This window comes from Spirillospora sp. NPDC000708, from assembly GCF_040299565.1.
Taxonomy (GTDB): Bacteria; Actinomycetota; Actinomycetes; order Streptosporangiales; family Streptosporangiaceae; genus Spirillospora.
Map to the genome: position 1 here is coordinate 82674 of NZ_JBEPCJ010000029.1, position 22686 is coordinate 105359.

Annotated in this window: 22 protein-coding genes; 16 read left to right on the forward strand and 6 right to left on the reverse strand. The window is 73.3% G+C overall.

The features are described from left to right. The first annotated feature begins 134 nt into the window (after positions 1-134). Positions 135-1604, forward strand: coding sequence for a sugar porter family MFS transporter (locus ABT299_RS21820; protein WP_500251806.1), 1470 nt, complete (start codon positions 135-137; stop codon positions 1602-1604). A gap of 302 nt (positions 1605-1906) precedes the next feature. Then, positions 1907-3892, forward strand: coding sequence for a threonine--tRNA ligase (gene thrS / locus ABT299_RS21825; protein ID WP_387030564.1), 1986 nt, complete (start codon positions 1907-1909; stop codon positions 3890-3892). Positions 3893-3946: 54 nt separating this feature from the next. On the opposite strand, the gene ABT299_RS21830 is transcribed toward thrS, so the two are convergent. After that, the gene (locus tag ABT299_RS21830; RefSeq protein ID WP_500251807.1) at positions 3947-5089 is read right to left on the reverse strand and encodes a hypothetical protein; all 1143 of its coding nucleotides are present in this window, start codon (positions 5087-5089) and stop codon (positions 3947-3949) included. A gap of 96 nt (positions 5090-5185) precedes the next feature. On the opposite strand from ABT299_RS21830, the gene ABT299_RS21835 reads away from it, so the two are divergent. After that, entirely contained in the window at positions 5186-5752 is a 567-nt protein-coding gene (locus ABT299_RS21835) for a TetR/AcrR family transcriptional regulator (protein ID WP_500251808.1), read from the forward strand. Between the two features lie 92 nt (positions 5753-5844). Further along, positions 5845-6468, forward strand: a complete 624-nt coding sequence (locus tag ABT299_RS21840) for a hypothetical protein (protein WP_387030558.1) — start codon at positions 5845-5847, stop codon at positions 6466-6468. Positions 6469-6503: 35 nt separating this feature from the next. Here the strand turns inward: ABT299_RS21840 and ABT299_RS21845 are convergent, their stop codons facing one another. After that, positions 6504-7070 (reverse strand): Asp23/Gls24 family envelope stress response protein, encoded by a 567-nt coding sequence (locus tag ABT299_RS21845; protein ID WP_387030555.1) that lies wholly within the window; start codon positions 7068-7070, stop codon positions 6504-6506. A gap of 171 nt (positions 7071-7241) precedes the next feature. Between ABT299_RS21845 and ABT299_RS21850 the strand changes: the two genes are divergently transcribed. Next, a complete protein-coding gene (locus ABT299_RS21850; RefSeq protein WP_387030552.1) occupies positions 7242-7865 on the forward strand; it encodes an HIT family protein in 624 nt (207 codons plus the stop codon). Between the two features lie 48 nt (positions 7866-7913). Further along, on the forward strand, positions 7914-8330 hold the full coding sequence (locus ABT299_RS21855) for a thiol-disulfide oxidoreductase DCC family protein (RefSeq protein ID WP_500251809.1): 417 nt from the start codon (positions 7914-7916) through the stop codon (positions 8328-8330). 40 nt (positions 8331-8370) lie between these two features. On the opposite strand, the gene ABT299_RS21860 is transcribed toward ABT299_RS21855, so the two are convergent. From ABT299_RS21860 to ABT299_RS21875, 4 genes are all read right to left on the reverse strand, one after another. Then, a complete protein-coding gene (locus tag ABT299_RS21860) occupies positions 8371-9315 on the reverse strand; it encodes an HTTM domain-containing protein (RefSeq protein ID WP_500251810.1) in 945 nt (314 codons plus the stop codon). Continuing rightward, positions 9312-9767 (reverse strand): hypothetical protein, encoded by a 456-nt coding sequence (locus tag ABT299_RS21865; protein ID WP_190856540.1) that lies wholly within the window; start codon positions 9765-9767, stop codon positions 9312-9314. Before ABT299_RS21865 ends, ABT299_RS21860 begins: the two co-directional genes overlap by 4 nt. Before the next feature lie 9 nt (positions 9768-9776). Further along, positions 9777-10583, reverse strand: coding sequence for a polysaccharide deacetylase family protein (locus ABT299_RS21870; protein ID WP_433136564.1), 807 nt, complete (start codon positions 10581-10583; stop codon positions 9777-9779). 201 nt (positions 10584-10784) lie between these two features. Beyond that, complete coding sequence (locus ABT299_RS21875; RefSeq protein ID WP_387030546.1) at positions 10785-12953, reverse strand: elongation factor G-like protein EF-G2; 2169 nt, start codon at positions 12951-12953, stop codon at positions 10785-10787. A 320-nt stretch (positions 12954-13273) separates the two neighbouring features. On the opposite strand from ABT299_RS21875, the gene pgsA reads away from it, so the two are divergent. The 10 genes from pgsA (at position 13274) to ABT299_RS21925 (ending at position 22629) form a co-directional block, all read left to right on the forward strand. After that, positions 13274-13996 (forward strand): phosphatidylinositol phosphate synthase, encoded by a 723-nt coding sequence (pgsA, locus tag ABT299_RS21880; RefSeq protein WP_387030543.1) that lies wholly within the window; start codon positions 13274-13276, stop codon positions 13994-13996. 127 nt (positions 13997-14123) lie between these two features. Further along, positions 14124-15017, forward strand: a complete 894-nt coding sequence (locus tag ABT299_RS21885) for a phosphatidylinositol mannoside acyltransferase (protein WP_190856608.1) — start codon at positions 14124-14126, stop codon at positions 15015-15017. Beyond that, the gene (locus ABT299_RS21890) at positions 15014-16186 is read left to right on the forward strand and encodes a glycosyltransferase (RefSeq protein ID WP_190856544.1); all 1173 of its coding nucleotides are present in this window, start codon (positions 15014-15016) and stop codon (positions 16184-16186) included. Before ABT299_RS21885 ends, ABT299_RS21890 begins: the two co-directional genes overlap by 4 nt. An 11-nt stretch (positions 16187-16197) precedes the next feature. Further along, positions 16198-16737, forward strand: coding sequence for a hypothetical protein (locus ABT299_RS21895; protein WP_500251811.1), 540 nt, complete (start codon positions 16198-16200; stop codon positions 16735-16737). A 170-nt stretch (positions 16738-16907) separates the two neighbouring features. Next, positions 16908-17939 carry a DUF3048 domain-containing protein gene (locus ABT299_RS21900; protein ID WP_500251812.1) on the forward strand — a complete coding sequence of 344 codons (1032 nt, stop codon included), beginning with the start codon at positions 16908-16910 and terminating at the stop codon, positions 17937-17939. Positions 17940-18059: 120 nt separating this feature from the next. Continuing rightward, the gene (pdxS, locus tag ABT299_RS21905; RefSeq protein ID WP_151539464.1) at positions 18060-18980 is read left to right on the forward strand and encodes a pyridoxal 5'-phosphate synthase lyase subunit PdxS; all 921 of its coding nucleotides are present in this window, start codon (positions 18060-18062) and stop codon (positions 18978-18980) included. Between the two features lie 195 nt (positions 18981-19175). After that, a complete protein-coding gene (locus ABT299_RS21910) occupies positions 19176-19790 on the forward strand; it encodes a DUF6928 family protein (RefSeq protein ID WP_500251813.1) in 615 nt (204 codons plus the stop codon). Between the two features lie 130 nt (positions 19791-19920). Then, a complete protein-coding gene (gene pdxT / locus ABT299_RS21915) occupies positions 19921-20544 on the forward strand; it encodes a pyridoxal 5'-phosphate synthase glutaminase subunit PdxT (protein WP_190856548.1) in 624 nt (207 codons plus the stop codon). Positions 20545-20548: 4 nt separating this feature from the next. Beyond that, positions 20549-21301 carry a YebC/PmpR family DNA-binding transcriptional regulator gene (locus ABT299_RS21920; protein WP_500251814.1) on the forward strand — a complete coding sequence of 251 codons (753 nt, stop codon included), beginning with the start codon at positions 20549-20551 and terminating at the stop codon, positions 21299-21301. A 173-nt stretch (positions 21302-21474) separates the two neighbouring features. Then, the gene (locus tag ABT299_RS21925) at positions 21475-22629 is read left to right on the forward strand and encodes a GNAT family N-acetyltransferase (protein WP_500251815.1); all 1155 of its coding nucleotides are present in this window, start codon (positions 21475-21477) and stop codon (positions 22627-22629) included. Positions 22630-22686: the final 57 nt, after the last annotated feature.

Below are 22686 nucleotides of genomic sequence, written 5' to 3' on the forward strand. Positions count from 1 at the left end.
GGGCCCGCCATGGAGCGCGTTCCCGGAACGCGGCCCAACTCCGTCCCAGGGCACGGTCGCGGAATCGCCATTCGCGGGTGGGGCACGGGCAACGCAGCCGCATAAGGTCTTTTCTACGGGGAAGATCCGGCTCCATGAGCACACCGGGAAGCGGATCGAAGACCACGGTAGGCGAGGAGCACGGCGGCCCTTCCCACTCGGCCGCCACCGCCGCCCTCCTGGCGGGAGCCGCGGCGCTCGGCGGGTTCCTGTTCGGTTACGACTCCTCGGTCATCAACGGCACCGTCGACGCGCTCAAGGACACCTTCCACCTCAGCGGCTTCGTCGTCGGCTTCGTGGTCTCGGCCGCGCTGCTCGGCTGCGCCGTGGGCGCCTGGTTCGCCGGCCCGCTCGGCGACCGGATCGGCCGGGTGAAGGTGATGCTGGCCGCGTCCGCCCTGTTCGTGATCAGCTCGCTCGGCTCGGCGTTCGCGTTCAGCGCCGCCGACCTCACCGCGTGGCGGCTGGTCGGCGGCCTGGCGATCGGCGCCGCGTCCGTCATCGCGCCCGCCTACATCGCCGAGATCGCGCCCGCCGAGCTGCGCGGCAGGCTCGGCTCCCTCCAGCAGATGGCGATCGTCCTCGGCATCTTCGCGGCGCTGGTCGTCGACTACGTCATCGCCCAGGTGTCCAAGGGCGGCGCGACCGGGACGTTCCCCTGGGGCGGCGGAGCCTGGCGCTGGATGTTCGCCAGCGCGGCCGTGCCCGCGGTGTTCTGGGGCGTCATCGCCACGACGATCCCCGAGTCGCCCCGCTACCTGGTGAAGAAGCACAAGATGACCGACGCGAAGCGGGTGCTCGCGCGGGTCATGGGCCGCGGCGACGTGGACGGCAAGATCAAGGACATCGTCCGGTCGATCGCCGAGGACCGCGCCGTGCACCTGCGGGACCTGCGCGGCTCCCGGCTCGGGCTGCTGCCGATCGTGTGGGTCGGCATCCTGCTGTCGGTCTTCCAGCAGTTCGTCGGCATCAACGTGATCTTCTACTACTCGTCCTCGCTGTGGCAGGCGGTCGGGTTCTCCGAGAGCAACGCGATGCTCACCTCCGTGATCAACTCGGTGGTGAACGTGGCGTTCACGCTGGTCGCGATCGCGCTCGTCGACCGGGTCGGGCGGCGCCCGCTGCTGCTCGGCGGCGCGGCGGGCATGGCGCTGTCGCTCGGCACGCTGACGGCCTGCTTCTCGACCGCCCACGTGGTGGACGGCAAGCCGGAGCTGAGCGGCGCCGCCGGGCCGATCGCGCTCGTCGCCGCCAACGTCTTCGTCGCCGCGTTCGCCGCGACCTGGGGCCCGGTCGTGTGGGTGATGCTCGGCGAGATGTTCAACAACTTCATCCGCGCGTCGGCGCTGGCCGTCGCCGCCGCCGCGCAGTGGATCGCCAACTGGCTGGTCACCACGACCTTCCCCGGCATCTCCGGCTTCTCGCTCAGCCTGGCCTACGGCCTGTACACCGCGTTCTCCGTGCTGGCGTTCATCTTCGTGATCCGGGCCGTCCCGGAGACGCGGGGGCGCGAGCTGGAGGACATGGACCGGCTCGAACGGCCGAGGCGGGAGGCCCGTGCATGACCGCGCGAACCGCCCTGCCGGGCGCCGCCCGCGTCGGTTACGATAGATCCATGCAGGCTGTATCGCTCGTGCTCGAGACGACGACGCCGGGTCGCCCCCGGCGCCACGGCCGCATGCACTGACATCGCACGCTGTGAAGGCCCCGGGAGCGATCCCGGGGCCTTCACAGCTTTCCGGGGTCGTTCCGGGGCCTCCCAGAGGAGGACAGGAGCAGTCCGATGGAGCCGGATGCGTCCGGGGCACACCCCGAGTCGATAGCATCGGAACCCGTTGATCCCAACCCACCATCCCGAGGAGTACCCGTGTCCACCGTGTCTGAGCTGCGCATCACCCTCGACGGGAGCGAGCGGGCGGTGCCGGCGGGCACCACCGCGGGGCAGGCACTGGACGCCGACGGCCGCACCGTGATCGCCGCCCGGGTCAACGGCGAGCTGCGCGACCTGGCCGGGGAGCTGCACGACGGCGACGCCGTCGAGCCGGTCGAGATCGGCTCCGACGACGGCCGGGCGATCATGCGGCACTCCGCCGCGCACGTCATGGCGCAGGCCGTGCAGGAGCTGTTCCCCGAGGCCAAGCTCGGCATCGGCCCGCCGGTCGAGAACGGCTTCTACTACGACTTCGACGTCGCCGAGCCGTTCACCCCCGACGACCTCAAGCGCATCGAGAAGCGGATGCGCGAGATCGTCAAGCAGGGCCAGCGGTTCTCCCGCCGTCCCGTCTCCGACGAGGACGCCCGCGCCGAGCTGGCCGCCGAGCCGTACAAGCTGGAGCTCATCGGCCTCAAGGGCTCGGGCCCGGTCGAGGACGCGGCGGACGGCGCGAACGTGGAGGTGGGCGGCGCCGAGCTGACCATCTACGACAACCTCGACGCCAAGTCCGGCGAGCTGCGCTGGAAGGATCTCTGCCGCGGCCCGCACCTGCCGTCCACCCGCGTCATCCCCGCGTTCAAGCTGATGCGGTCCGGCGGCGCGTACTGGCGCGGCAGCGAGAAGAACCCGCAGCTGCAGCGCATCTACGGCACCGCATGGGAGTCCCGGGAGAAGCAGGACGAGTACCTGAAGTTCCTGGAGGAGGCCGAGAAGCGCGACCACCGCCGCCTCGGCGCCGAGCTCGACCTGTTCTCCTTCCCCAACGAGATCGGCAGCGGCCTCGCCGTCTTCCACCCGAAGGGCGGCGTCGTCCGCCGCGTCATGGAGGACTACTCGCGGCGCCGCCACGAGGACGCCGGGTACGAGTTCGTCAACACCCCGCACATCACCAAGGGCAACCTGTTCGAGATCTCCGGACACCTCGGCTGGTACAAGGACGACATGTTCCCGCCCATGGAGGTGGACGGCGGGGACTACTACCTCAAGCCGATGAACTGCCCGATGCACAACCTGATCTTCCGGGCGCGCGGGCGGTCCTACCGGGAGCTGCCGCTGCGGCTGTTCGAGTTCGGGTCGGTGTACCGGTACGAGAAGTCCGGCGTGGTGCACGGCCTCACCCGCGTCCGCGGCATGACCCAGGACGACGCGCACATCTACTGCACCCGCGAGCAGATGGTCGGCGAGCTGAAGAACCTGCTCACCTTCGTGCTCGACCTGCTGCGCGACTACGGCCTCAACGAGTTCTACCTGGAGCTGTCCACCCGCGACGAGTCGGAGAAGTTCATCGGCTCCGAGGAGGACTGGGCCGAGGCCACCGCGGCGCTGGAGGAGGCGGCGGGCGACTCGGGGCTCGACCTCGTGCCCGACCCGGGCGGCGCGGCCTTCTACGGGCCGAAGATCTCCGTCCAGGCCAGGGACGCGATCGGCCGGACCTGGCAGCTGTCCACCATCCAGGTCGACTTCAACCAGCCGAAGCGGTTCGAGCTGGAGTACCAGGCGGCCGACGGCACCCGCAAGCAGCCCGTCATGATCCACCGGGCGCTGTTCGGGTCGATCGAGCGGTTCTTCGGCGTGCTGCTGGAGCACTACGCCGGCGCCATGCCGCCGTGGCTGTCGCCGGTGCAGGCGGTCGGCATCCCGATCGGTGACGCGCACGTCGCGCACCTGGACCAGGTGGCCGCGCGGCTGCGCGAGCGCGGGATCCGGGTGGAGGTCGACTCCTCCTCCGACCGGATGCAGAAGAAGATCCGCAACGCGCAGAAGCAGAAGATCCCCTACATGCTGCTCGCCGGCGACGAGGACGTCGCCAAGGACGCGGTGTCGTTCCGGTACCGCAACGGGGAGCAGAAGAACGGCGTGCCGATCGACGAGGCCGTCGAGGAGATCGTGAAGGCCGTCGAGGCCCGCGTCCAGATCTGACACCCGCCCGTCCCGGGCCGCGCCCGCCCCCGCGCGGGCGCGGCCCGAGGGCGGTCATCCCCTCGAGATCGCGAAAGGCGCGCCGTCCCGCGCGCCGACCGCCCACACCGTTCCTGTGCCGGGGACGTGCGCCAGCGCGGTGATGGACGTCTTGGAGCCGGACACGGTCGCCTCCCTGCGCCAGGTGCCGTCCGCGTAGTGCAGCAGGTCGGACGTGCCCGCGAGCGTGCCGCTGTCCACGGTCGCCCAGAGGCCGCCTGTCCTGTCGTCGGCGAGTGCGCCGCCGAAGTGAGCGCCGCCCGGTGCCGCCGCCTCCTGCCAGGCGGTCCCGTCCCAGTGGTACGAGCGGTCCACGCGCTGCTCACCGGCCGTGGTGTACCCGGTCGCCCAGACGTCGTCGGGGCCGAGCGGGAGGACGCTGAGGAGGGTCCCGCGCGCGTTGGCGAGCTGCGGGGGCGTCACGGTGCGCCAGGACGAGCCGTCGTAGCGCGCGGCGTACGGGGCGCCGTCCGCATCCGCGCCGACGGCCCAGACGTCGTCCGGGGTGCGTTCGCTGAGGCCGCTGACCGTCGCGGCGAGCGAATAGGGGATCCAGGCGAGCCCGTTCCACCGGTACACCGGCGAGCCGTTGTACCGGGCGTTCGCGGTTCCCGCGAGCCACGCGCCCTGCTGGTCGGCAGCAAGGGCGGCGATGTGGTCGAGTCCCGTTGGTGCTTGCAGTTCGGTCGACGTGGTGCCGGTGAAATGGGCGATGTAGTCAGGGCCCTCGTCGCTGTACTCGCTGTACCGCATGCCGACCGCCCACAGATCGCTCACCGAGACGGCGTCCAGGCGGAGGATCCGGCCGAGGTCGGGCATCCCCGGTGTGTTCAGCCAGTGCCATGCGGCTCCGTCCCACCGCTGAAGGGTCGGATTGAGGAGCGCCGGGAGCGACCAGCACACGACGCCGAGGCACGGATGGTCGTTGGGGCGCTCGAACTGGTACCCACCGGTCCAGACGGCGCCGGGTGAGGCGGCGGCGACGGCGAGGAGGGCGCTATCGCCGACCGTGGGGGGCGCGGGTTGCACCGTCCATTCGCCGGAGGCGCGCGCCGTGTTGGCGGGCACCGCGAGGACGGCGGCGACGACCGCGCCCGCCGCCACGGCGGCGAGCCCGGCGCGCAGGGCACGGGCGCGTGTCGTTCTGGCGATCGTCATGTCACGCAATATGTGACAACGCGCCGGTGACTCTCTTGTCCGGAGCGTGACAAGTTCTCCGTGCGCGGCGTGATCCGCACTGGGCACAATCGCGGGATGTGTCCACGCAACGGGCCCCGTGAGCGGATGCTCGACGCCACTTCCGCGATCGTGGAGGACGGGGACTGGGGCGCGCTGCGCCTCGCCCGCGTCGCGCGGGCCGCCGGGGTCAGCCGGCAGACCGCCTACAACGCGTTCGGGTCCAAGGTCGGGCTCGGCCGCGCGCTCGTCGAACGGGAGGTCGACGTCTTCCTCGGCGGCGTCCAGGAGCGGATGGAGCGGCACGCCGACGACGTCCCGGCGGCGGTGGAGGCGGCCGTGCTGTTCGCGCTCACCGAGGCGGAGCGGCGGTCCCTGCTGAAGAACATCTTCGGGGCCGGGCGGTCCCGCGACGACGAGCTGATCGCGCTGGCGACCCGCGGCCGGGACCCGGTGGTCGGGCACGTGGTCGCGGCCTTCCGCGGCTACGCCGACGCGACCTGGCCGGACGTCCCCGCCGACGTCAAGGACCTGCTGGTCGAGACGCTGATGCGGGTCACCGTCAGCCACGCGGTCGCGCCGCTGCACGCCCCCGCCGAGGTGGCGCGGAGCCTGGCGGAGCTGACCCGGCGGCTGCTGGCCTGAGCGCGGCGGCCCGCCGCCCGTGAGCGGACGTGCGGGATGCGCGGAGTTGGTAGCCTCAACGGTCACGTTCACGGACCGGGGAGACGAGCGAGATGAAGTCCACGAGGCCGCGGCGGCCGGGGCCGCGGCGGGCGCGCTCGGTCTGGGGCCGGATCGCCGGCTACGGGGGCGCCGCGCTGCTCGTGGCCGCCGCCATCGTGGTGCTCCTGGTCCCGCTGCTCGACAAGGACAAGGACGGCACCGGCGCCGCGGGGACGACGAGTCCCGGCGCGTCGCCCACGGCGGGCCTGGGCGGCGTCCCGGGCGCCTCCGGCGGGCCGGTGAACCCGACCAACCCCGTCCCGCAGAACACCGGCGGCTCGCCCTACACGGGCGGCGGCCAAGGGGGCGGGCAGAGCGGCGGACAGGGCGGCGGCATGCAGATCCCCGACCAGAACGGCACGGGCGGCACCGGGTGGTGCCCGCAGGGGACGGCGTTCTACCGCGCCGCCAAGGGCGGCGTCGACGTCACCATCACGGTCTCGTCCAGTGGCGCGATCCGCGCCGAGTTGTCGATCAAGGGGCACGCGCCGCAGGCGCAGCAGACGACGGTGTCGGGCGGCAGGCCGCACACGTTCCGGTTCAAGGGCGTGGCCGCGCAGTTGGTGCGGCGGGTGAAGGTGACGACCGTCTCGGTCGGCGTGGCGATGCAGACCTGCTACGCACGGCCCGCCTGACGACCGAGGCCGCCCGGTACGCGGGCGGAGTCCGCCTAGCGCGCGTGTCCTGCGTCCAGGCCCGTTCCCATGGGCGGGAGGGGAGCGGACGCGGCGCCCGCCTCGCCGGAGCCGGGCCCCGACGTGCGGCGGACGTCCTCGACCGTCACGTTGACCGCGGCGACCCGGGCGCCCAGCATCAGCCCGGCCATCCGCGCGACCCCGGCCTGCACCGCCGCCGCCACGTCCCTGATCACGTGGCCGTACTCGACGGCGATGCCGACGTCGACCGTCACCGCGTCGCCGGCGGACCGCACCCGCACCCCCGACCCGAGCGCGCAGACCCCGCCGACCTCCAGCGCGGCGAGCACGGCGACCTTCTCGGCCACCTCGTCGCCGACCGTGATCCGTCCCTCCACCCGGGGCGGCGCGGCGGGCGGCGCGGCGGGCGGCGCCGCATGCGCGCCGCCCGGCGGGCCCCCGGCGGGGGGCGCGGGCAGCGGCGCGCCCGGCGGCGGCACCGGGCCCGGCATTCCCGGCGCTCCCGGGAAGAACGGCGTCGAACCCGCTCCCGGGCGCGGCTCGGCGCCGTCTCCGGCGCGGCCCTTGTCGAGCTCGGTCATGATCGCTCCCACTGTTCGGCTGGACGACCCATGGTGTCGGAGAGCCGGGCGGGACGTCACGCCCCCTCCCGCGGGCGCGTCCGGCGTTCGGCGGGGGCATCCCGGCTACGTGCCGGCGCGTGGGTCTCTCTATGCTGCTGGTCAGGCCGTGAACAAAAGGAGACCGCCGCCTTGACCACAGAGCCGGAGAAGCCCGTGGAGCAGCAGGGGCGCGACGAGGCGTCCGGCGAGGGCGCCGCGGAGCACCAGTCCCGCCTCGAGGAGGAGAGGGGCGGCGCGGGCGTGCCCGACAACTTCCAGCGGCTGTGGACTCCGCACCGGATGGCCTACATCAAGGGCGAGAACAAGCCCACCGGGCCGGGGGCCGGGGAGGGCTGCCCGTTCTGCGAGATCCCGGCGATGAGCGACGAGGACGGCCTCGTCGTCGCCCGCGGCCGGTCGGTGTACACCGTGCTCAACCTCTACCCGTACAACTCCGGGCACCTCATGGTCGTCCCGTACCGGCACGTCGCCGACTACGGCGAGCTCGACGAGGCGGAGTACACCGAGCTGGCCGTGTTCACCCGCCGCTCGCTCGCCGCGCTGCGCAAGGCCAGCGGCGCGCAGGGCTTCAACGTCGGCATGAACCTCGGCCTGGTCGCCGGCGCCGGCATCGCCGCCCACCTGCACCAGCACGTGGTGCCGCGCTGGGGCGGGGACACCAACTTCATGCCGGTCGTCGGGCACACGCGGGTGCTGCCGCAGCTGCTGCGCGACACCCGGCAGATCCTCGCCGACGCCTGGCCGCAGGACTGACGGTCCCCTCGCGCGCGGGCGGCCGCGGGCCACGGCATGATGGACGCCATGACGCGACGCGAGCGGCCGGTGCTGGTCTACGACGGAGACTGCGGGTTCTGCACCACCTCGGTGCGGTTCCTGGAACGCCATGTGCCCGTGGACGCCGAGGTCGTCGCGTTCCAGTTCACCGACCTCGGTGCGCTCGGCACCACCCAGGAGCGCGCCGAGCACGAGGTGCTGTGGGTCGACCGGGCGGGACGGGTCAGCGGCGGCGCGGACGCGATCGGGCGGCTGCTCACGGCCGCCGGCGGGATCTGGCGCGTCCCGGGCGTGGTCATGCGGACGCCGCCGGTGAGCTGGCTCGCGCACGCCGTGTACCGGCTCGTCGCGAACAACCGGCAGCGGATGCCGGGCGGTACGGCCGCCTGCATGCTGCCCGCCGCGCAGCGCCCCGCCGCGCAGCGCCCCGGCGCCCAGGGCTGACCGCGGCGCCCGGGACTGACCCCCCGCGCGGTGCGGGCCTTCAGGCCGCCTCGGGCGCGGTCGCGCCCGCCCGGCCGCCGAGCACCCGGCGGAGCCGCACCGGCACGTGCCCGGTGAGCCGCTCCAGCGGCAGGAACGCCGCCAGCCAGATCGCGTGCGGCAGGAAGTGGATGCTCATCAGCGCGTAGGTGACGGCGTGGAACCCGGCGAAGAACAGCACGAACAGGTACAGCGGCCGCCCGCGCAGGAACAGCAGCGCCGGTGAGATCGCCTCCGCCGTGAACATGAACCACTGGCTGGCCTTCAGCAGCACCGGGTAGTCGATGAGGCTGCGCCCGAACGCCGTCCCGCGGCGGCTCAGCGCCCACTGGACCGTCGCCCCGTTCGGCCACTCGGGGAACCCGCCGATCTTCACCTTCGCCCACATGGACAGGAAGTAGGCGGCCACCACCGAGACCTGGATCCCGCGCACCGCCCACGCGGACGCCTCGCACCCGCGCTCGTCGTCGATCCGGGCCCGTCCCACGCTCGGCAGGACGAACAGCGCCACCACGAGCGCGAGGTGGTCGTGGTCGACCTTCCCGTACGACATGCTGATCGTGACCCACCACAGGTACCCGCAGGCGCAGACGTAGCCCGTCAGGCGCGGCAGGAACCGGCCCGTCGCCGCGGCGAACCCGGCCGCGAGCGTCACGGCCAGCAGCGCGTACATCGCGGCGGGCGTCGGCGCGGGCAGATGCAACATCCGCCCGAGAAGCACCGGCTGGTACAGGTCGGCGGGCAGCCGGGCGTGCGCAAGCGAGCTGCCGGTCAGCAGCAGCATGTCGAACGGCAGGAACACGTACCCGAGGAGCCGCAGCCAGGCGATCCGGGCGCGGGGGACCGGCCCGAACCACCACCGGCCCCACGGCGTGCGGGCGAGGTCCGGTCCGGGGTCCGCCGGTGCCACGGGCCGGGGCGCCTCCGGCGTCGCGGCGGCGGTCACCGCACGTCCCAGACGACGCGGTTGACGCGCTTGGTCGACACGACCTTGCCGTGCTCCAGCCTCTTGATCTCCTCCACGACGTAGACCCGGGTGAGCCGCGGGTCGCCGGGGTGCAGCCGGTGCTGCCCTTCGGCGATGCCCTGCAGCAGCGACGGGTCGCGGACGATCCGGCCCATCTGCCCCTCGATCTCGGCGCGCTTCATGCCCGTCCCGACGGCGTCCCGGGACAGCTCGACGTGCCGGCCCTCGGCGGTGTCGGCCTCGAGCCAGAACGAGCCGATGGTCCCGCCGTCGTTCTTCACCGAGAACGCGAACTGCGTCATCGGCCCGATGGGGAAGTCGTCGTTGCTTCCGAACGCGCTCGTGAATAGCAGCGCGGCGACGAACACCGCGCCCGCGAGCGATCGCCAGAGGCGCGCGCGGGCGCCCAGGCGGAGTGGGGGGAGGCTCACCGGACAAGCCTAGATCGCTGCGCGTCGCAGCTGCGACACGGTGACGAACTCGAAACCGCGGCCGCGCAGCCCGCGGATCATCGCGGGCAGCTGCGCGACGGCGGTCTCCCGGCTGGCGGCGCCGACGTCGTGGCCGAGGACGATGGTGCCGGGCCGGGCGTTGTCGACGACGGCGGCGACCATCTCCGCCGGCTCGTGGCCGAGCCGCCGGTCCTGCACCAGCAATGACCACAGCACGAGGTCGTAGCCGTGCTCCGCGGCGACGTGCAGGGTGGTGCCGCCGAGCCGGCCCCACGGCGGCCGCAGCAGCGTCGGGGCCCGCCCGGTGACCTCCTCGATCGTCCGGTGCGTGCGGTGGATGGAGCGGCGGGCGTGCGCGAGGCTCAGCTTGGACAGGTCGTCGTGCTTCCAGGTGTGGTTGCCGACCTCGTGCCGGTCGAGCCGGCCCTCGACGAGGCGGGCGTTGCGGGCGAGCCGGCTGCCCACCATGAAGAACGTCGCCGGCGCCTTCGCCTCGTCGAGCGCGTCGAGGGCCTGCGGGGTCCACCGCTCCATCGGCCCGTCGTCGAAGGTCAGCGCGACCAGCCGGCGGCGGGTGTTCACCGCCCAGACGACGTCGACCTGCCGGTCGGGCGGCTGCCAGGAGTCGACCGACGCCGCGGACGCGGGGGTCGGCGGGTCCTCCCGGCGCCACGCCTGCTCGGTGGCGAACCCGGCGCCGCCGGCGAGCAGCCCGCCGGCCGCGAGGCCGAGGCCCCGGATGATGTTGCGGCGCCCGGGCCGGGCGGGCCGCCGGTCTTCCCCCGTGTCTTTCATGGCGCAGTAAGAGTTTCACGCCGCGAACCGCCCGCCATCGCCCCAGATGCCGAAATCGGAGTCACCCTCAGGGATGAGTCCGCGCCGCCATTTGGACGACTCCGGAAGGATCAAGGGAGGTGTCCAAGGGGGACCAAGCGGTCCCAGGGGGCCGAGCGGCGGGCGGGGCGGGGAAGCGGGCCCGTCCCGCCCGCCGGCGACCTAGTCGTGCACCGCCTCGGCCTTGGCGACCTTGTCGGCCAGGTGCGAGGGGAGCGGCTCGTACCGCAGGAACGCCCGGTCGAACGTCCCGGTGCCCTGCGACATCGACCGCAGGTCGATCGCGTACCGGACGATCTCCAGCTGCGGCACCTCGGCCTTGATCATCGTGCGGCCGCCCGGCACCGCCTGCGACCCGAGCACCCGGCCGCGCCGCGAGGTCAGGTCGGACATCACCGCGCCGACGTACTCGTCGGCGATCAGCACGCTCACCTCGTCCACCGGCTCCAGCAGCAGCACCGGCACCTGCCCGGCGGCGTCCTTCAGCGCGAGCGCCCCGGCGGCCTGGAAGGCCATGTCGGAGGAGTCCACCGAGTGCGCCTTGCCGTCGTACAGCGTGACCTTGATGTCGACCAGCGGGTACCCGGCGGAGACGCCGCGCTCCATCTGCTGCCGGACGCCCTTCTCGACCGACGGGATGAACTGCCGCGGCACGACCCCGCCGACGATCTTGTCGACGAACTCGAAGCCCTCGCCGGACGGCAGCGGCTCCACCTCGATGTGGCAGATGCCGTACTGGCCGTGGCCGCCGCTCTGCTTGACGTGCCGGCCGAGCCCCTTGGCGGACCCGCCGAACGTCTCGCGCAGCGGCACCCGCAGCTCGACCCGCTCGACCTCGACGCCGTACCGGGCGCTGAGCCGGTCGATCAGCACGTCGGCGTGCGCCTCGCCCATGCACCACAGGACCAGCTGCCGCGTCTCGGCGTTGTTCTCCAGCCGCAGCGTCGGGTCCTCGGCGACGAGCCGGCCGAGCGCCTGGCTGAGCTTGTCCTCGTCGGCCTTGGACTGGGCGCGGATCGCGACGGGCAGCAGCGGGTCCGGCATCGTCCACGGCGCCATCACCATCGGCGACGACGGGTCCGACAGGGTGTCGCCGGTCTCGGCGCGCGACAGCTTCGCCACCGCGCAGATGTCGCCGGCGCCGCACGAGGCGACCGTCCGCTGGGTCTTGCCGAGCGGGGAGGTGAGGGCGCCCACCCGTTCGTCGACGTCGTGGTCCTCGTGCCCGCGCTCCTCCATGCCGTGCCCCGAGACGTGCACGGTGGAGTCGGGGCGCAGCGTCCCGGAGAACACCCGGACCAGGGAGATCCGCCCGACGTACGGGTCGGACGTGGTCTTGACCACCTCGGCGACCAGCGGCCCGTCGGGGTCACAGCCGATCTCCACCGGCGGCCCGCCCTTGACGGGCGTCACCTGGGGGATGCCGTGTTCGAGGGGCGAGGGGAACGCCTGGGTGATGACCTCCAGCAGCTCCAGCATGCCGACGACCGGGCCGGGGTGGTCGCCGTGCGGCACCGACGTGGCGAGGACCGGGTAGAAGCTGCCGCGCGCCACCGCGGTCTCCAGGTCCTCGATGAGCGCCTTGACGTCGATCTCCTCACCGGACAGGTACCGGTCCATGAGGGTCTCGTCCTCGCTCTCCTGGATGATCCCCTCGATCAGCGACGCGCGCTGCTCGGCGATCTGCTCCAGGTACCGCGGGTCGGGCGCGCACTCGGTGCGCTTGCCGGTGGAGTAGTCCAGGCAGCGCTGCGTGAGCAGCCCGATCAGGCCCTTGAGCCCGTCGCCGTCCGCCGCCGGGAAGTACAGCGGGAGCACGCCCTCGCCGAAGGCGTCCTGGCAGCCGAGCACCACGTCGTCGAAGTCGCCGCGCTGCTGGTCGATCTTGGTGATGACGACCGCGCGGGGCATCCCGACCCGCGCGCACTCCTCCCAGATCATCCGGGTGAGGCCGTCGATCCCGTCCACCGCGGAGATCACGAACAGCGCCGCGTCGGCGGCCCGCAGCCCGGCCCGCAGGTCGCCGACGAAGTCGGCGTAGCCGGGGGTGTCGATGAGGTTGACCTTGATGTCGCCGTGCGTGAGCGGGGCGAGCGCGAGGTTGACCGAGCGCTGCTGGCGGACCTCGACGTCGTCGAAGTCGCTGACGGTGGTGCCCTCCTCGACCCGGCCGGCCCGCTGCAGCGTGCCCGCCGCGGTCAGCAGCGCCTCCACGAGCGTGGTCTTTCCCGCCCCCGAATGGCCGACCAGCGCGACGTTGCGCACCCTGTCGCAGCCGCCGGCCTCCGGTGCCCTGCCGGGGGCTCCCGGATGTCCTCCCTTGTCCGCCATGACTACCTCCTCGGACGGGCCTCCTCGCGGGGGCCCGCGTCGGCTGGGGCCCGGCCCGGAGGGACCGGCCCTGACGTCCGAGTGCGGCGTCCTCGTCCAACGTGCGTGACCGACGTCACACCCGTGTCAACACCCTTTCCCGTGCGCGGCGGGATCACAAGGGGTGAACGGCAAACAACCTGCTTCTGTCCGCCGCGCGGAACCGCAAACTCGGGCCTGACCGCGCCGGGTCGGCGGCGGCACTACGATTGGGCGCGCCAACGGCGGCCCCCTGGCCGATGCCGGCGGCCCCACTTCCGGCAGCAGGAGAACGGACGGCGATGCTCAACAGAATCAGGCCCGCGCTGGGGCGCGTCCTGACGCCCATCGGACGGACGGTCGCGCGGACCGGGGTGTCGCCCAACGCCATCACCGTCATCGGCACCGCCGGCGTCGCCGCGGGCGCGCTCGTGCTGTTCCCGCGCGGGGAGTTCTTCTGGGGCACGATGGTGATCACCGCGTTCGTGCTGTTCGACATGCTCGACGGCGCGGTCGCCCGGGTCACCGGCAAGATCTCCAAGTTCGGCGCGTTCCTCGACTCCACCATGGACCGGGTCGCGGACGCCGCGATCTTCTCCGGGCTGATGATCGGGCTGTACCGGGACGGGCAGCACGGCCTCGCCGGCGTCGCCCTGTACTGCCTCGTCGCCGGCGTCGTGGTGTCGTACGCCAAGGCCCGCGCCGAGGGCCTCGGGTACACCTGCAACGTGGGCATCGCCGAGCGCGCCGAACGCCTGATCGTCGCCCTCGTGGCGGCCGGGTTCGACGGCCTCGGCGTCCCCTACATCCTGGCGGTCGCGCTGTGGGCGCTGGCGGTGCTCAGCACCGTCACGGTCGGGCAGCGGTTCGCGACGGTCTACGCCCAGGCGAAGGACGACCCCGCGCCGAAGCCCGCCGCGTCCGGTCCCGCGCCGGGATCGGGGGCGTCCGCCGCCGGGAACGAAGAGGACGAGGAGAACGGCGAGAGGGCGCACGCGAAGGCGGGCCCGCAGCCGCGCCGGTGACCCCGCCGCGCCTAACGCCGTACCCGTGACCGGGCCGCGCCGACGACCAGGCCGCGCCCAGGAGGGAGCCGTGCCCGTGACCGCGCCCGCAGGCGGCTCCGCGCCCGCGTCGCTGCGCGACGAGGTGATGGACGCCGCCTACGCGCTGGGCTGGACGGTCGTCCGCAAGATGCCCGAGGGCGCCGCCCGGCTCGTGTTCACCGCGGTCGCCGACCGCGCCTGGCAGGCGCACGGCGGCGGCGTCCGGCAGCTGGAGCGCAACCTGTGCCGCGTCCTCGGCAAGGACGCCGTGGACGACGAGGTCCGCGTCCTCAGCAAGCGCGTGCTGCGCTCCTACGCCCGGTACTGGCTGGAGGTGTTCCGGCTGCCCGAGTACGGGCGGGAGCGGATCGTCGGCCGGATGCGGGTCACCGGCGAGAAGAAGATCTTCGCGAACCTGGAGGCCGGCCGCGGCGTGGTCCTCGCGCTGCCGCACATGGGCAACTACGAGCACGCGGGCGCCTGGCTCGCCGCCTGCGGGCACCCGTTCACCACGGTCGCCGAGCGGCTCAGGCCCGAGTCGCTGTTCGACCGGTTCGTGGAGTTCCGCGAGAGCCTCGGCATGGAGGTCCTCGCGCACACCGGCGCGTCCGCGTTCGGCCGGATGGCGCAGCGGCTGCGCGCCGGGCGGCCCGTCTGCCTGGTCGTCGACCGCGACCTCACCGCGAGCGGCGTCGACGTGGAGTTCTTCGGCGCCACCGCGCGGATGCCCGCCGTTTCCGCCGCGCTGGCGCTCCAGACGGGCGCCGCTCTCATTCCCGTGACACTCTGGTACGAGGGGAAGTACTGGGGAGCGCGCGTCCACGAGGAGGTCCGGGTCCCGGACGGGGGCGCCAGGCGGGAGAAGATCCAGACCATGACGCAGGAGATCGCGCGGGTCTTCGAGGCGGGCATCGCCGCCCACCCGGAGGACTGGCACATGCTGCAGAAGGTCTGGGTGGACGACCTGGACCCGGCCGGGCCGGGGAAGGCGCCCCGGTGAACGTCGGCATCGTCTGCCCCTACACCTGGAACGTCCCGGGCGGCGTCCAGCAGCACATCCGCGACCTCGCCGAGGCGCTGATCGCGCTCGGGCACCGGGTGTCGGTGATGACGCCCGCCGACGACGACGCCGACCTGCCGCCCTACGCCGTGCCGGCGGGGCGCGCCGTCCCCGTCCCCTACAACGGCTCGGTGGCGCGGCTGGCGTTCGGGTTCCTGTCCTCCGCGCGGGTGCGCCGCTGGATCAACGAGGGCGGCTTCGACGTCCTGCACGTGCACGAGCCCGCCGCGCCGTCGCTCGGCCTGCTGGCCTGCTGGGCGGCGGACGGGCCGATCGTCGGCACCTTCCACGCCTCCTACGAGCGGTCCCGCGCGCTGTCGGTGACCGCGCCGATCCTGCGCAGCGCGCTGGAGAAGATCAACGGCCGGATCGCGGTGTCCGAGGCGGCCCGCACCAGCCTGGTCGAGCACCTCGGCGGCGACGCGGTGCTGATCCCGAACGGGGTCGCCACCGAGCGGTACGCGATGGCCGACCCGCTGCCGGGCTGGCGGGGCCGGGAGGGCGCCGGGAGCGCCGGGCGGGCCCGGGACGGCGGCGAGGCGCTCGGCTTCCTCGGCCGGATGGACGAGCCCCGCAAGGGCCTGCCGGTGCTGCTGCGCGCCTTCGAGATCCTCGGGCGCCGCCGGCCGGGTCTGCGGCTGCTCCTCGCCGGGCCCGGCGACGCCGACGACGTGGCCGCCCGCGTCTCGCCGGAGCTGCGCGACCGGGTGATCGTGCTCGGCATGGTGAGCGAGGAGGACAAGATCCGCGCCTACCACTCGGTGGACGCGTTCGTCGCGCCCAACCTCGGCGGCGAGAGCTTCGGCATCGTGCTCGCCGAGGCGATGTCGGCGGGCGCCCCGATCCTCGCCAGCGACATCGAGGCGTTCGACCGGGTGCTGCTCGGCGGCCGCGCCGGGGTGCTGTTCCCCGCCGGCGACCACGAGGCCCTCGCCGCCGCTGCCGCCGCCCTGCTCGACGACCCGGCCCGGCGCAAGCAGCTGTCCGCGGAGGCCCGCGCCGCCGTCCGCGCCTACGACTGGTCGTCGGTGGCCCGCGACGTGCTGCGGGTCTACGAGACGGTCGCCTACGCGGGCGCGGGCGTCGTCGAGTCCGGCTCCGGCGCCTGAGGGACGGTCCCATGCTCTACCACTGGATCGTCGACGTGCTGTTCTGGGTCGCCGTCGTGTTCCTCGTCGGGGTGTACGTGTCGTGGCGCGCCACCCGGCTGGACCGGCTGCACGTCCGCGTCGAGACCGCCCGCGCCGCGCTGGACGCCGCGCTGGTCCGGCGGGCCGCGGCCGCGCTGGAGCTCGCCGCGTCCCGGCTGCTGGACCCGGCCGCGAGCCTCGTGCTGGCCACCGCCGCGCACGAGGCCCGGCCGGCCGACGCCGACAACCGCGAGTTCGCCGAGAGCGATCTGTCCCGCGCGCTCAGGGCCGTGGCGGACCAGCCCGACTTCGCCGGGACGGTCGCGGGGGAGGGCGGCGACGGCACCGACGTCCTTGAGGAGCTGTCCTCGTCGGCCGCGAAGGTCGCCTACGCCCGCCGCTTCTACAACGACGCCGTCGCGCAGGCGCGGGCCGCGCGCCGCAAGCCGCTGATCCGCGTCCTGCCGCTGGCCGGCCGCGCGCCGCTGCCGGACTTCTTCGAGATCGACGACGACCCGCCGGGGATCTGACGCCGGCCGAGGAGCCCGCCGCGGAGCCCCCGGCGCGCCTTCCGCCGCGCCGTCCGTCGCGCCCTCGCCGCCGAGTTGATCGCCCGGAGGCCGTCCCCGCGTACAGCGGACCGGGCGAACGCGTCATTTCCGTTCGCTACCCTCGGGCAGATCGCCGCAAAGGGAGGGTTATGCGACACGCGTGGCACAGGACGGTACGAGGCCGGGCGGCCGTGGGGCTCGGTGCCGCCGTGCTCGGCACCGCGCTCGCGGCCTGCTCCGACTCGCACGGACCGGGCACCGCGGCGCCGCCGAGCGCGCACGGCGGGACGGCGTCCGGGACCCCGGCGCCGACGACGCACCCGTTCAACGGCGGCACCACCGGGCTGGCCAACCCCGTCCTCGCGGTGAAGATCGAGAACACCAAGCCCGCGCTGCCGCAGGCCGGGGTGTCGGCCGCCGACATCGTCTACGTCGAGCAGGTGGAGGGCGGCGAGACCCGGCTGATGGCGGTCTTCTCGTCCAAGCTGCCCAAGCGCGTCGGACCGGTCCGCAGCGCCCGCATCTCCGACCTGCACATCCTTCCGCAGTTCGGGCATCCCGCCTTCGCGTTCTCCGGCGTGCAGAGCAAGATGAAGAAGTACATCCGCAAGGCGCCGGTGTACGACATCTCACAGGAGAACGCGGGTTCCGCCTACTCCCGCTCCAGCGCGCGGCAGATCCCCTACAACCTCTACGGCGACCCGAAGGCCCTGCTCAAGAAGGCGCCCAAGGCGTCCGCGCCGCACGACATCGGCTTCCGCTTCGGCCCGGCGCCCGAAGGCGGCAGGCCGACGAGTTCGTTCACCGCGAAATGGCCGGCGGCGACCATGGGGTTCGCGTGGTCGGCCAAGCAGAAGCGCTGGCTCGCGAGCTGGGGCGGCAGGCCCGACACCGCGGCCGAAGGCGGACGGCTCGGCGGTGCCACGGTCGTCGTCCAGTACGCGAAGACGACCCGCTCCCGGTTCCACGACTTCCTCGGCAGCTACACCCCGCTCATCCAGACGACCGGCACCGGCCGCGCCGTCGTGCTGCGCGACGGGAAGTCCTATGACGCCAAGTGGTCGCGCCCCTCGGAGACCGCTGGGACCACCTACACCACCGCCGACGGCAAGCCGATGACCTTCGCGCGCGGACAGGTCTGGGTCGTCCTGCTGAACGACGGCAAGCCCCACATTCCATAGCGCCGGGGGCGGCCGGTCAACGGCCAATTTCCGGCCATTGGCCTGCCCCGGAGGGGCGTCGAAAAGCCCCGCTAGCAGGCAATATCATGGAGAGCGACCTGTCGTCCGCGCACGTGAGGAATGCCCGTGTCCACTTTGAATTCCGCCCCGGAGAACGCGCCCGAGACCGGCACCGCCCGCGTCAAGCGCGGCATGGCGGAGATGCTCAAGGGCGGCGTGATCATGGACGTCGTCACCCCCGAGCAGGCGAAGATCGCCGAGGACGCCGGCGCCGTCGCGGTGATGGCCCTGGAGCGGGTGCCCGCCGACATCCGCGCCGAGGGCGGCATCTCCCGGATGAGCGACCCCGACATGATCGACGGCATCATCTCCGCCGTGTCCATCCCCGTGATGGCCAAGGCCCGCATCGGCCACTTCGTCGAGGCCCAGGTGCTGCAGGCCCTCGGCGTCGACTACGTCGACGAGTCCGAGGTGCTCACCCCGGCCGACTACGAGAACCACATCGACAAGTGGGCGTTCACCGTCCCGTTCGTCTGCGGCGCCACCAACCTCGGCGAGGCGCTGCGCCGCATCACCGAGGGCGCGGCGATGATCCGCTCCAAGGGCGAGGCCGGCACCGGCGACGTCTCCAACGCCACCACGCACATGCGGCAGATCCGGCAGGAGATCCGCCGGCTCCAGTCGCTGCCCGAGGACGAGCTGTACGTCGCGGCCAAGGAGCTCCAGGCCCCGTACGAGCTGGTCAAGGAGGTCGCGCAGGCCGGCAAGCTGCCCGTGGTGCTGTTCACCGCCGGCGGCATCGCCACGCCCGCCGACGCCGCGATGATGATGCAGCTCGGCGCCGAGGGCGTGTTCGTCGGCTCCGGGATCTTCAAGTCCGGCAACCCGGCGCAGCGCGCCGAGGCGATCGTCAAGGCCACCACCTTCCACGACGACCCCGGCGTGATCGCCAAGGTGTCCCGGGGCCTCGGCGACGCCATGGTCGGCATCAACGTCGCCTCCCTCGGCGAGGACCAGAAGTTCGCCCACCGCGGCTGGTGAACGCCCCGGCGGGGCGCCGACCGCGGGTCCGGCCGCCCGGTCCGATGACCGGGCGGTCAGCCGGGTGGCCCCCTCCCCGCCGCGGCGCCGGAGGGATTACGCTTGCGGCGCGGCCGGTGAGGGACCGGGTCGCCGGGGCGGGCCCCCCGGAGACCGGGCGCCCCTGCGCGGTGCCCGGCCGCGGGAGGGGAGAGCATGGCTTGGTCCGTCGCGCTGGCGTGCGCGAGCGCGGGTGAACCCACCGAGGTGTTCCGGCCGGGCCTCGTGCCCGACCCCGACGCGGCCGCGCGGATCGCACGCGGCCTCTACCCGGCGGACACCCTCACCGAGACCGGCGACACGGTCCTGGACTTCGCGCTCTGGCCGTACGAGGACGAGCTGTTCGTCGGCGCGTTCGAGCGGGCGCTGCTGCTGTGCGACCGGCGGCTGTTCTGCCTGGACGACGACGCCCGCCGGATCGCCGACACCGCCGCCGCCGCGCTGCCCGGCGCGTCCTGCGGCGTGCTCGTCCTGCACACGGTCATCCGCGGCTGCTGGTTCCGCTGGTACACCGCCGGCGAGCTGCGCCGCGACGTGTTCGTTACCGCCGAGGACGGCGTCGTCGTCGACCAGGGCGAGCGGCTCGCCGCGGAGCGCCCGTTCTGGCGGGCCATCGACGCGGGCGCCCCGGACGTCCCGCTCCCGTTCGACCACGAGGAGTTCGGGCTCGCCCTCGCCGCGGCCCACATGTTCGGGCGCGGCATCGCCGACCGGGGCAAGGACGGCTTCCTGCCGCTGGAGCTCCCGCTCCGCCGCTTCAAGCACGCGTGATCTCACGCGAGCCCGCCCCAGGGTGCCCGGAGCGCCCCGGGGAAGATCCACCGCGCCCTGCCACGTTGTAAGGAACGTCCAGGGTTTTGCCCATACCGCGCCAGCGCGACCCCGAGAGGTGTTCACCCACGTGACTGCTGCCGTACCGACGATCGGCGTCCTCGCCCTCCAGGGCGACGTGCGCGAGCACGCCCGCGCCCTCGAGCAGGCCGGCGCGCGCACCCTGAACGTGCGGCGCGCCGAGGAGCTCGACCGGATCGACGGGCTCGTCCTGCCCGGCGGGGAGTCCACCACCATGTGGCGGCTGGCGCGCGCGTTCGAGCTGCTGGAGCCGCTGCGCAAGCGGATCGAGGGGGGCCTGCCCGCCTACGGGTCCTGCGCCGGCATGATCATGCTGGCGGACCGGATCAGGGACGGCGTGGCGGGGCAGGAGACCGTCGGCGGCATCGACATGACCGTGCGGCGCAACGCCTTCGGACGGCAGGTCGACTCCTTCGAGTCCGACGTCCCGCTGACCGGTATGGGGGACACGCCGTACCACGCCGTTTTCATCCGCGCGCCCTGGGTGGAGTCCGTCGGCGACGCCGTCGAGGTCCTCGGACGCGCCGAGAGCGGGCCGAACGCCGGTAGGATCGTCGCCGTCCGCCAGGGTCGTCTCATGGCGACCTCCTTCCACCCGGAGCTGACGGGCGACTTCCGCGTGCACCACTACTTCGCCGATCTGGTGCGCCGGGCGATGCGCAAGGAGGATTGACTGAATGTCCGGCCATTCCAAATGGGCGACGACCAAGCACAAGAAGGCGGCCCTCGACGCCAAGCGGGGCAAGCTCTTCGCCAAGCTGATCAAGAACATCGAGGTGGCGGCCCGCACGGGCGGCGGCGACCCCGACGCCAACCCCACCCTCTATGACGCCATCTACAAGGCGAAGAAGAACTCCGTCCCCAACGACAACATCGAGCGCGCGCGCAAGCGCGGCGCCGGTGAGGAGGCCGGGGGCGCCGACTGGCAGAACATCACCTACGAGGGCTACGCCCCGGGCGGTGTCGCCGTGCTGATCGAGTGCCTGACCGACAACCGCAACCGCGCCGCGTCCGAGGTCCGGGTGGCCCTCACCCGCAACGGCGGTTCCCTCGCCGACCCCGGCTCGGTGTCGTACATGTTCAACCGCAAGGGCGTCGTGATCGTCCCGAAGGCGGGCACCTCCGAGGACGACCTGATGATGGCCGTCCTGGACGCCGGCGCCGAGGAGGTCAACGAGCTCGACGACGAGAACTTCGAGGTCGTCAGCGAGGCCGGCGACCTCGTCGCCGTCCGCAAGGCCCTGCAGGACGCCGGCATCGACTACGAGTCGGCCGAGAGCAAGTTCCTGCCGAGCGTGACCGTCCCGCTGGACGAGGACAACGCCAGGAAGGTCTTCCGGCTGCTGGACGCCCTGGAGGACTCCGACGACGTCCAGGACGTCTACGCCAACTTCGACGTCTCGGACGACGTTCTCGCTTCGCTGGACTAGCGTCGTGGCGTGGCGCCCACTGGGGCGAGGATCGCAATGACGTGGCCGACGACGTGATGGAGAAGCTCGACGCCTGAGCCGTGCCGCATGCCGTGAACGCCGCCGCCGCCCGGAAGGGCGCGGCGGCGTTCGGCCTCCCGGGCGGTCCGCGCCATGGTCTACGGTCGGGGATCATGGAGATCCGCGTACTCGCCACCGCCGAGGAGATGGCCACCACCCGCGACATCCGCGCCCGCGCCTTCGGGCCGCTGCCGGACGCCGAATGGGAGGCCACGCTGCGCCGCACCGCGCCGGTGCTGGCGGCGGGACGGCAGTTCGCGGGCTTCGACGGCGAGCGGATCGTGGCGACGGCCCGCATCCACGACATGACCCAGTGGTGGCACGGCCGGGCCGTGTCCACGGGCGGCATCGGCGGCGTCACCGTCGCGCCGGAGGAGCGCGGGCGGGGCCTCGGGCGCCGCCTGATGACCGAGGTCCTCGAACGCTGCGCCGGTTTCGGGCACGCCCTGGCGATGCTGTACCCGGCGACGACGCGGATCTACCGGTCGCTCGGCTGGGAGCACGCGGGCGCCCAGCACACGATCGAGATCCCGGCGGAGGCGCTGCGCGGCATCGCCGCCGACCGGGTGCCGGTGCGCCGCGCCGGGCCCGGCGACGCCGCCGAGGTCGCGGCGGTGATCGGCCGCGTCCACGCGTCCGCCGGGGACTGCGGGCCGATCGGCTGGCACGAGTCCATGTGGCCGGCGTTCCTCGACACCCCCGACGAGTACTGCTACCTGGCCGAGGACGGGTTCCTCGCCTACCGCTGGGCCGAGGGGAACGCGGCGCTGGAGGTGATCCGGGCGGTGGCCGCCTCCGAGCGGACGCTGCGCGCGCTCTGGGCCATCGTGGGGTCCGGCTCCTCGACGGCTCCTACGGTGAAGGCCTGTGTCTCGCCCATGGACCCGGTCCTGTGGCTGCCGGGGGAGCGGGAGAAGGAGATCGTCCGGCGCAGCCAGTGGATGCTGCGGGTGGTGGACGCGCCCGCCGCGATCGAGGCGCGCGGGTACCCGGAGGGCGTCGCCGCCGCGGTCCCGCTGGAGATCGACGACCCGCAGCGGCCGGGGAACTCCGGCCACTGGCGCCTGGAGATCAAGGACGGCGCGGGGCGCCTGGAACGCTCCCGCGAGGACGCCGCCGCCGTCCGCTTGGACGTGCGGGGCCTGTCCGCCCTCTACGCCGGCGTCCCGGTGGCGACCCTCCGCCGCGCCGGCCTGCTCGGCGGCGGGGACGCGGGGGCGCTCTCCGCCGCGTTCGCGGCCACGCCGTTCTCCCTCGACTACTTCTAGCGGGACACGCCCGGCGCACGTGAACGATGTCATCCTGAGTTGGTAGCGTGTTCGGCC

What these genes read in the sequence shown, in the direction of transcription:
- ABT299_RS21820 (WP_500251806.1), top strand. Translation starts at nt 135, where the DNA reads ATGAGCACACCGGGAAGCGGATCGAAGACCACGGTAGGCGAGGAGCAC.
- ABT299_RS21830 (WP_500251807.1), bottom strand. Translation starts at nt 5,089, where the DNA reads ATGACGATCGCCAGAACGACACGCGCCCGTGCCCTGCGCGCCGGGCTC.
- ABT299_RS21835 (WP_500251808.1), top strand. Translation starts at nt 5,186, where the DNA reads ATGTGTCCACGCAACGGGCCCCGTGAGCGGATGCTCGACGCCACTTCC.
- ABT299_RS21840 (WP_387030558.1), top strand. Translation starts at nt 5,845, where the DNA reads ATGAAGTCCACGAGGCCGCGGCGGCCGGGGCCGCGGCGGGCGCGCTCG.
- ABT299_RS21845 (WP_387030555.1), bottom strand. Translation starts at nt 7,070, where the DNA reads ATGACCGAGCTCGACAAGGGCCGCGCCGGAGACGGCGCCGAGCCGCGC.
- ABT299_RS21855 (WP_500251809.1), top strand. Translation starts at nt 7,914, where the DNA reads ATGACGCGACGCGAGCGGCCGGTGCTGGTCTACGACGGAGACTGCGGG.
- ABT299_RS21870 (WP_433136564.1), bottom strand. Translation starts at nt 10,583, where the DNA reads ATGAAAGACACGGGGGAAGACCGGCGGCCCGCCCGGCCCGGGCGCCGC.
- ABT299_RS21875 (WP_387030546.1), bottom strand. Translation starts at nt 12,953, where the DNA reads ATGGCGGACAAGGGAGGACATCCGGGAGCCCCCGGCAGGGCACCGGAG.
- pgsA (WP_387030543.1), top strand. Translation starts at nt 13,274, where the DNA reads ATGCTCAACAGAATCAGGCCCGCGCTGGGGCGCGTCCTGACGCCCATC.
- ABT299_RS21885 (WP_190856608.1), top strand. Translation starts at nt 14,124, where the DNA reads ATGGACGCCGCCTACGCGCTGGGCTGGACGGTCGTCCGCAAGATGCCC.
- ABT299_RS21895 (WP_500251811.1), top strand. Translation starts at nt 16,198, where the DNA reads ATGCTCTACCACTGGATCGTCGACGTGCTGTTCTGGGTCGCCGTCGTG.
- ABT299_RS21900 (WP_500251812.1), top strand. Translation starts at nt 16,908, where the DNA reads ATGCGACACGCGTGGCACAGGACGGTACGAGGCCGGGCGGCCGTGGGG.
- pdxS (WP_151539464.1), top strand. Translation starts at nt 18,060, where the DNA reads ATGCCCGTGTCCACTTTGAATTCCGCCCCGGAGAACGCGCCCGAGACC.
- ABT299_RS21910 (WP_500251813.1), top strand. Translation starts at nt 19,176, where the DNA reads ATGGCTTGGTCCGTCGCGCTGGCGTGCGCGAGCGCGGGTGAACCCACC.
- ABT299_RS21920 (WP_500251814.1), top strand. Translation starts at nt 20,549, where the DNA reads ATGTCCGGCCATTCCAAATGGGCGACGACCAAGCACAAGAAGGCGGCC.
- ABT299_RS21925 (WP_500251815.1), top strand. Translation starts at nt 21,475, where the DNA reads ATGGAGATCCGCGTACTCGCCACCGCCGAGGAGATGGCCACCACCCGC.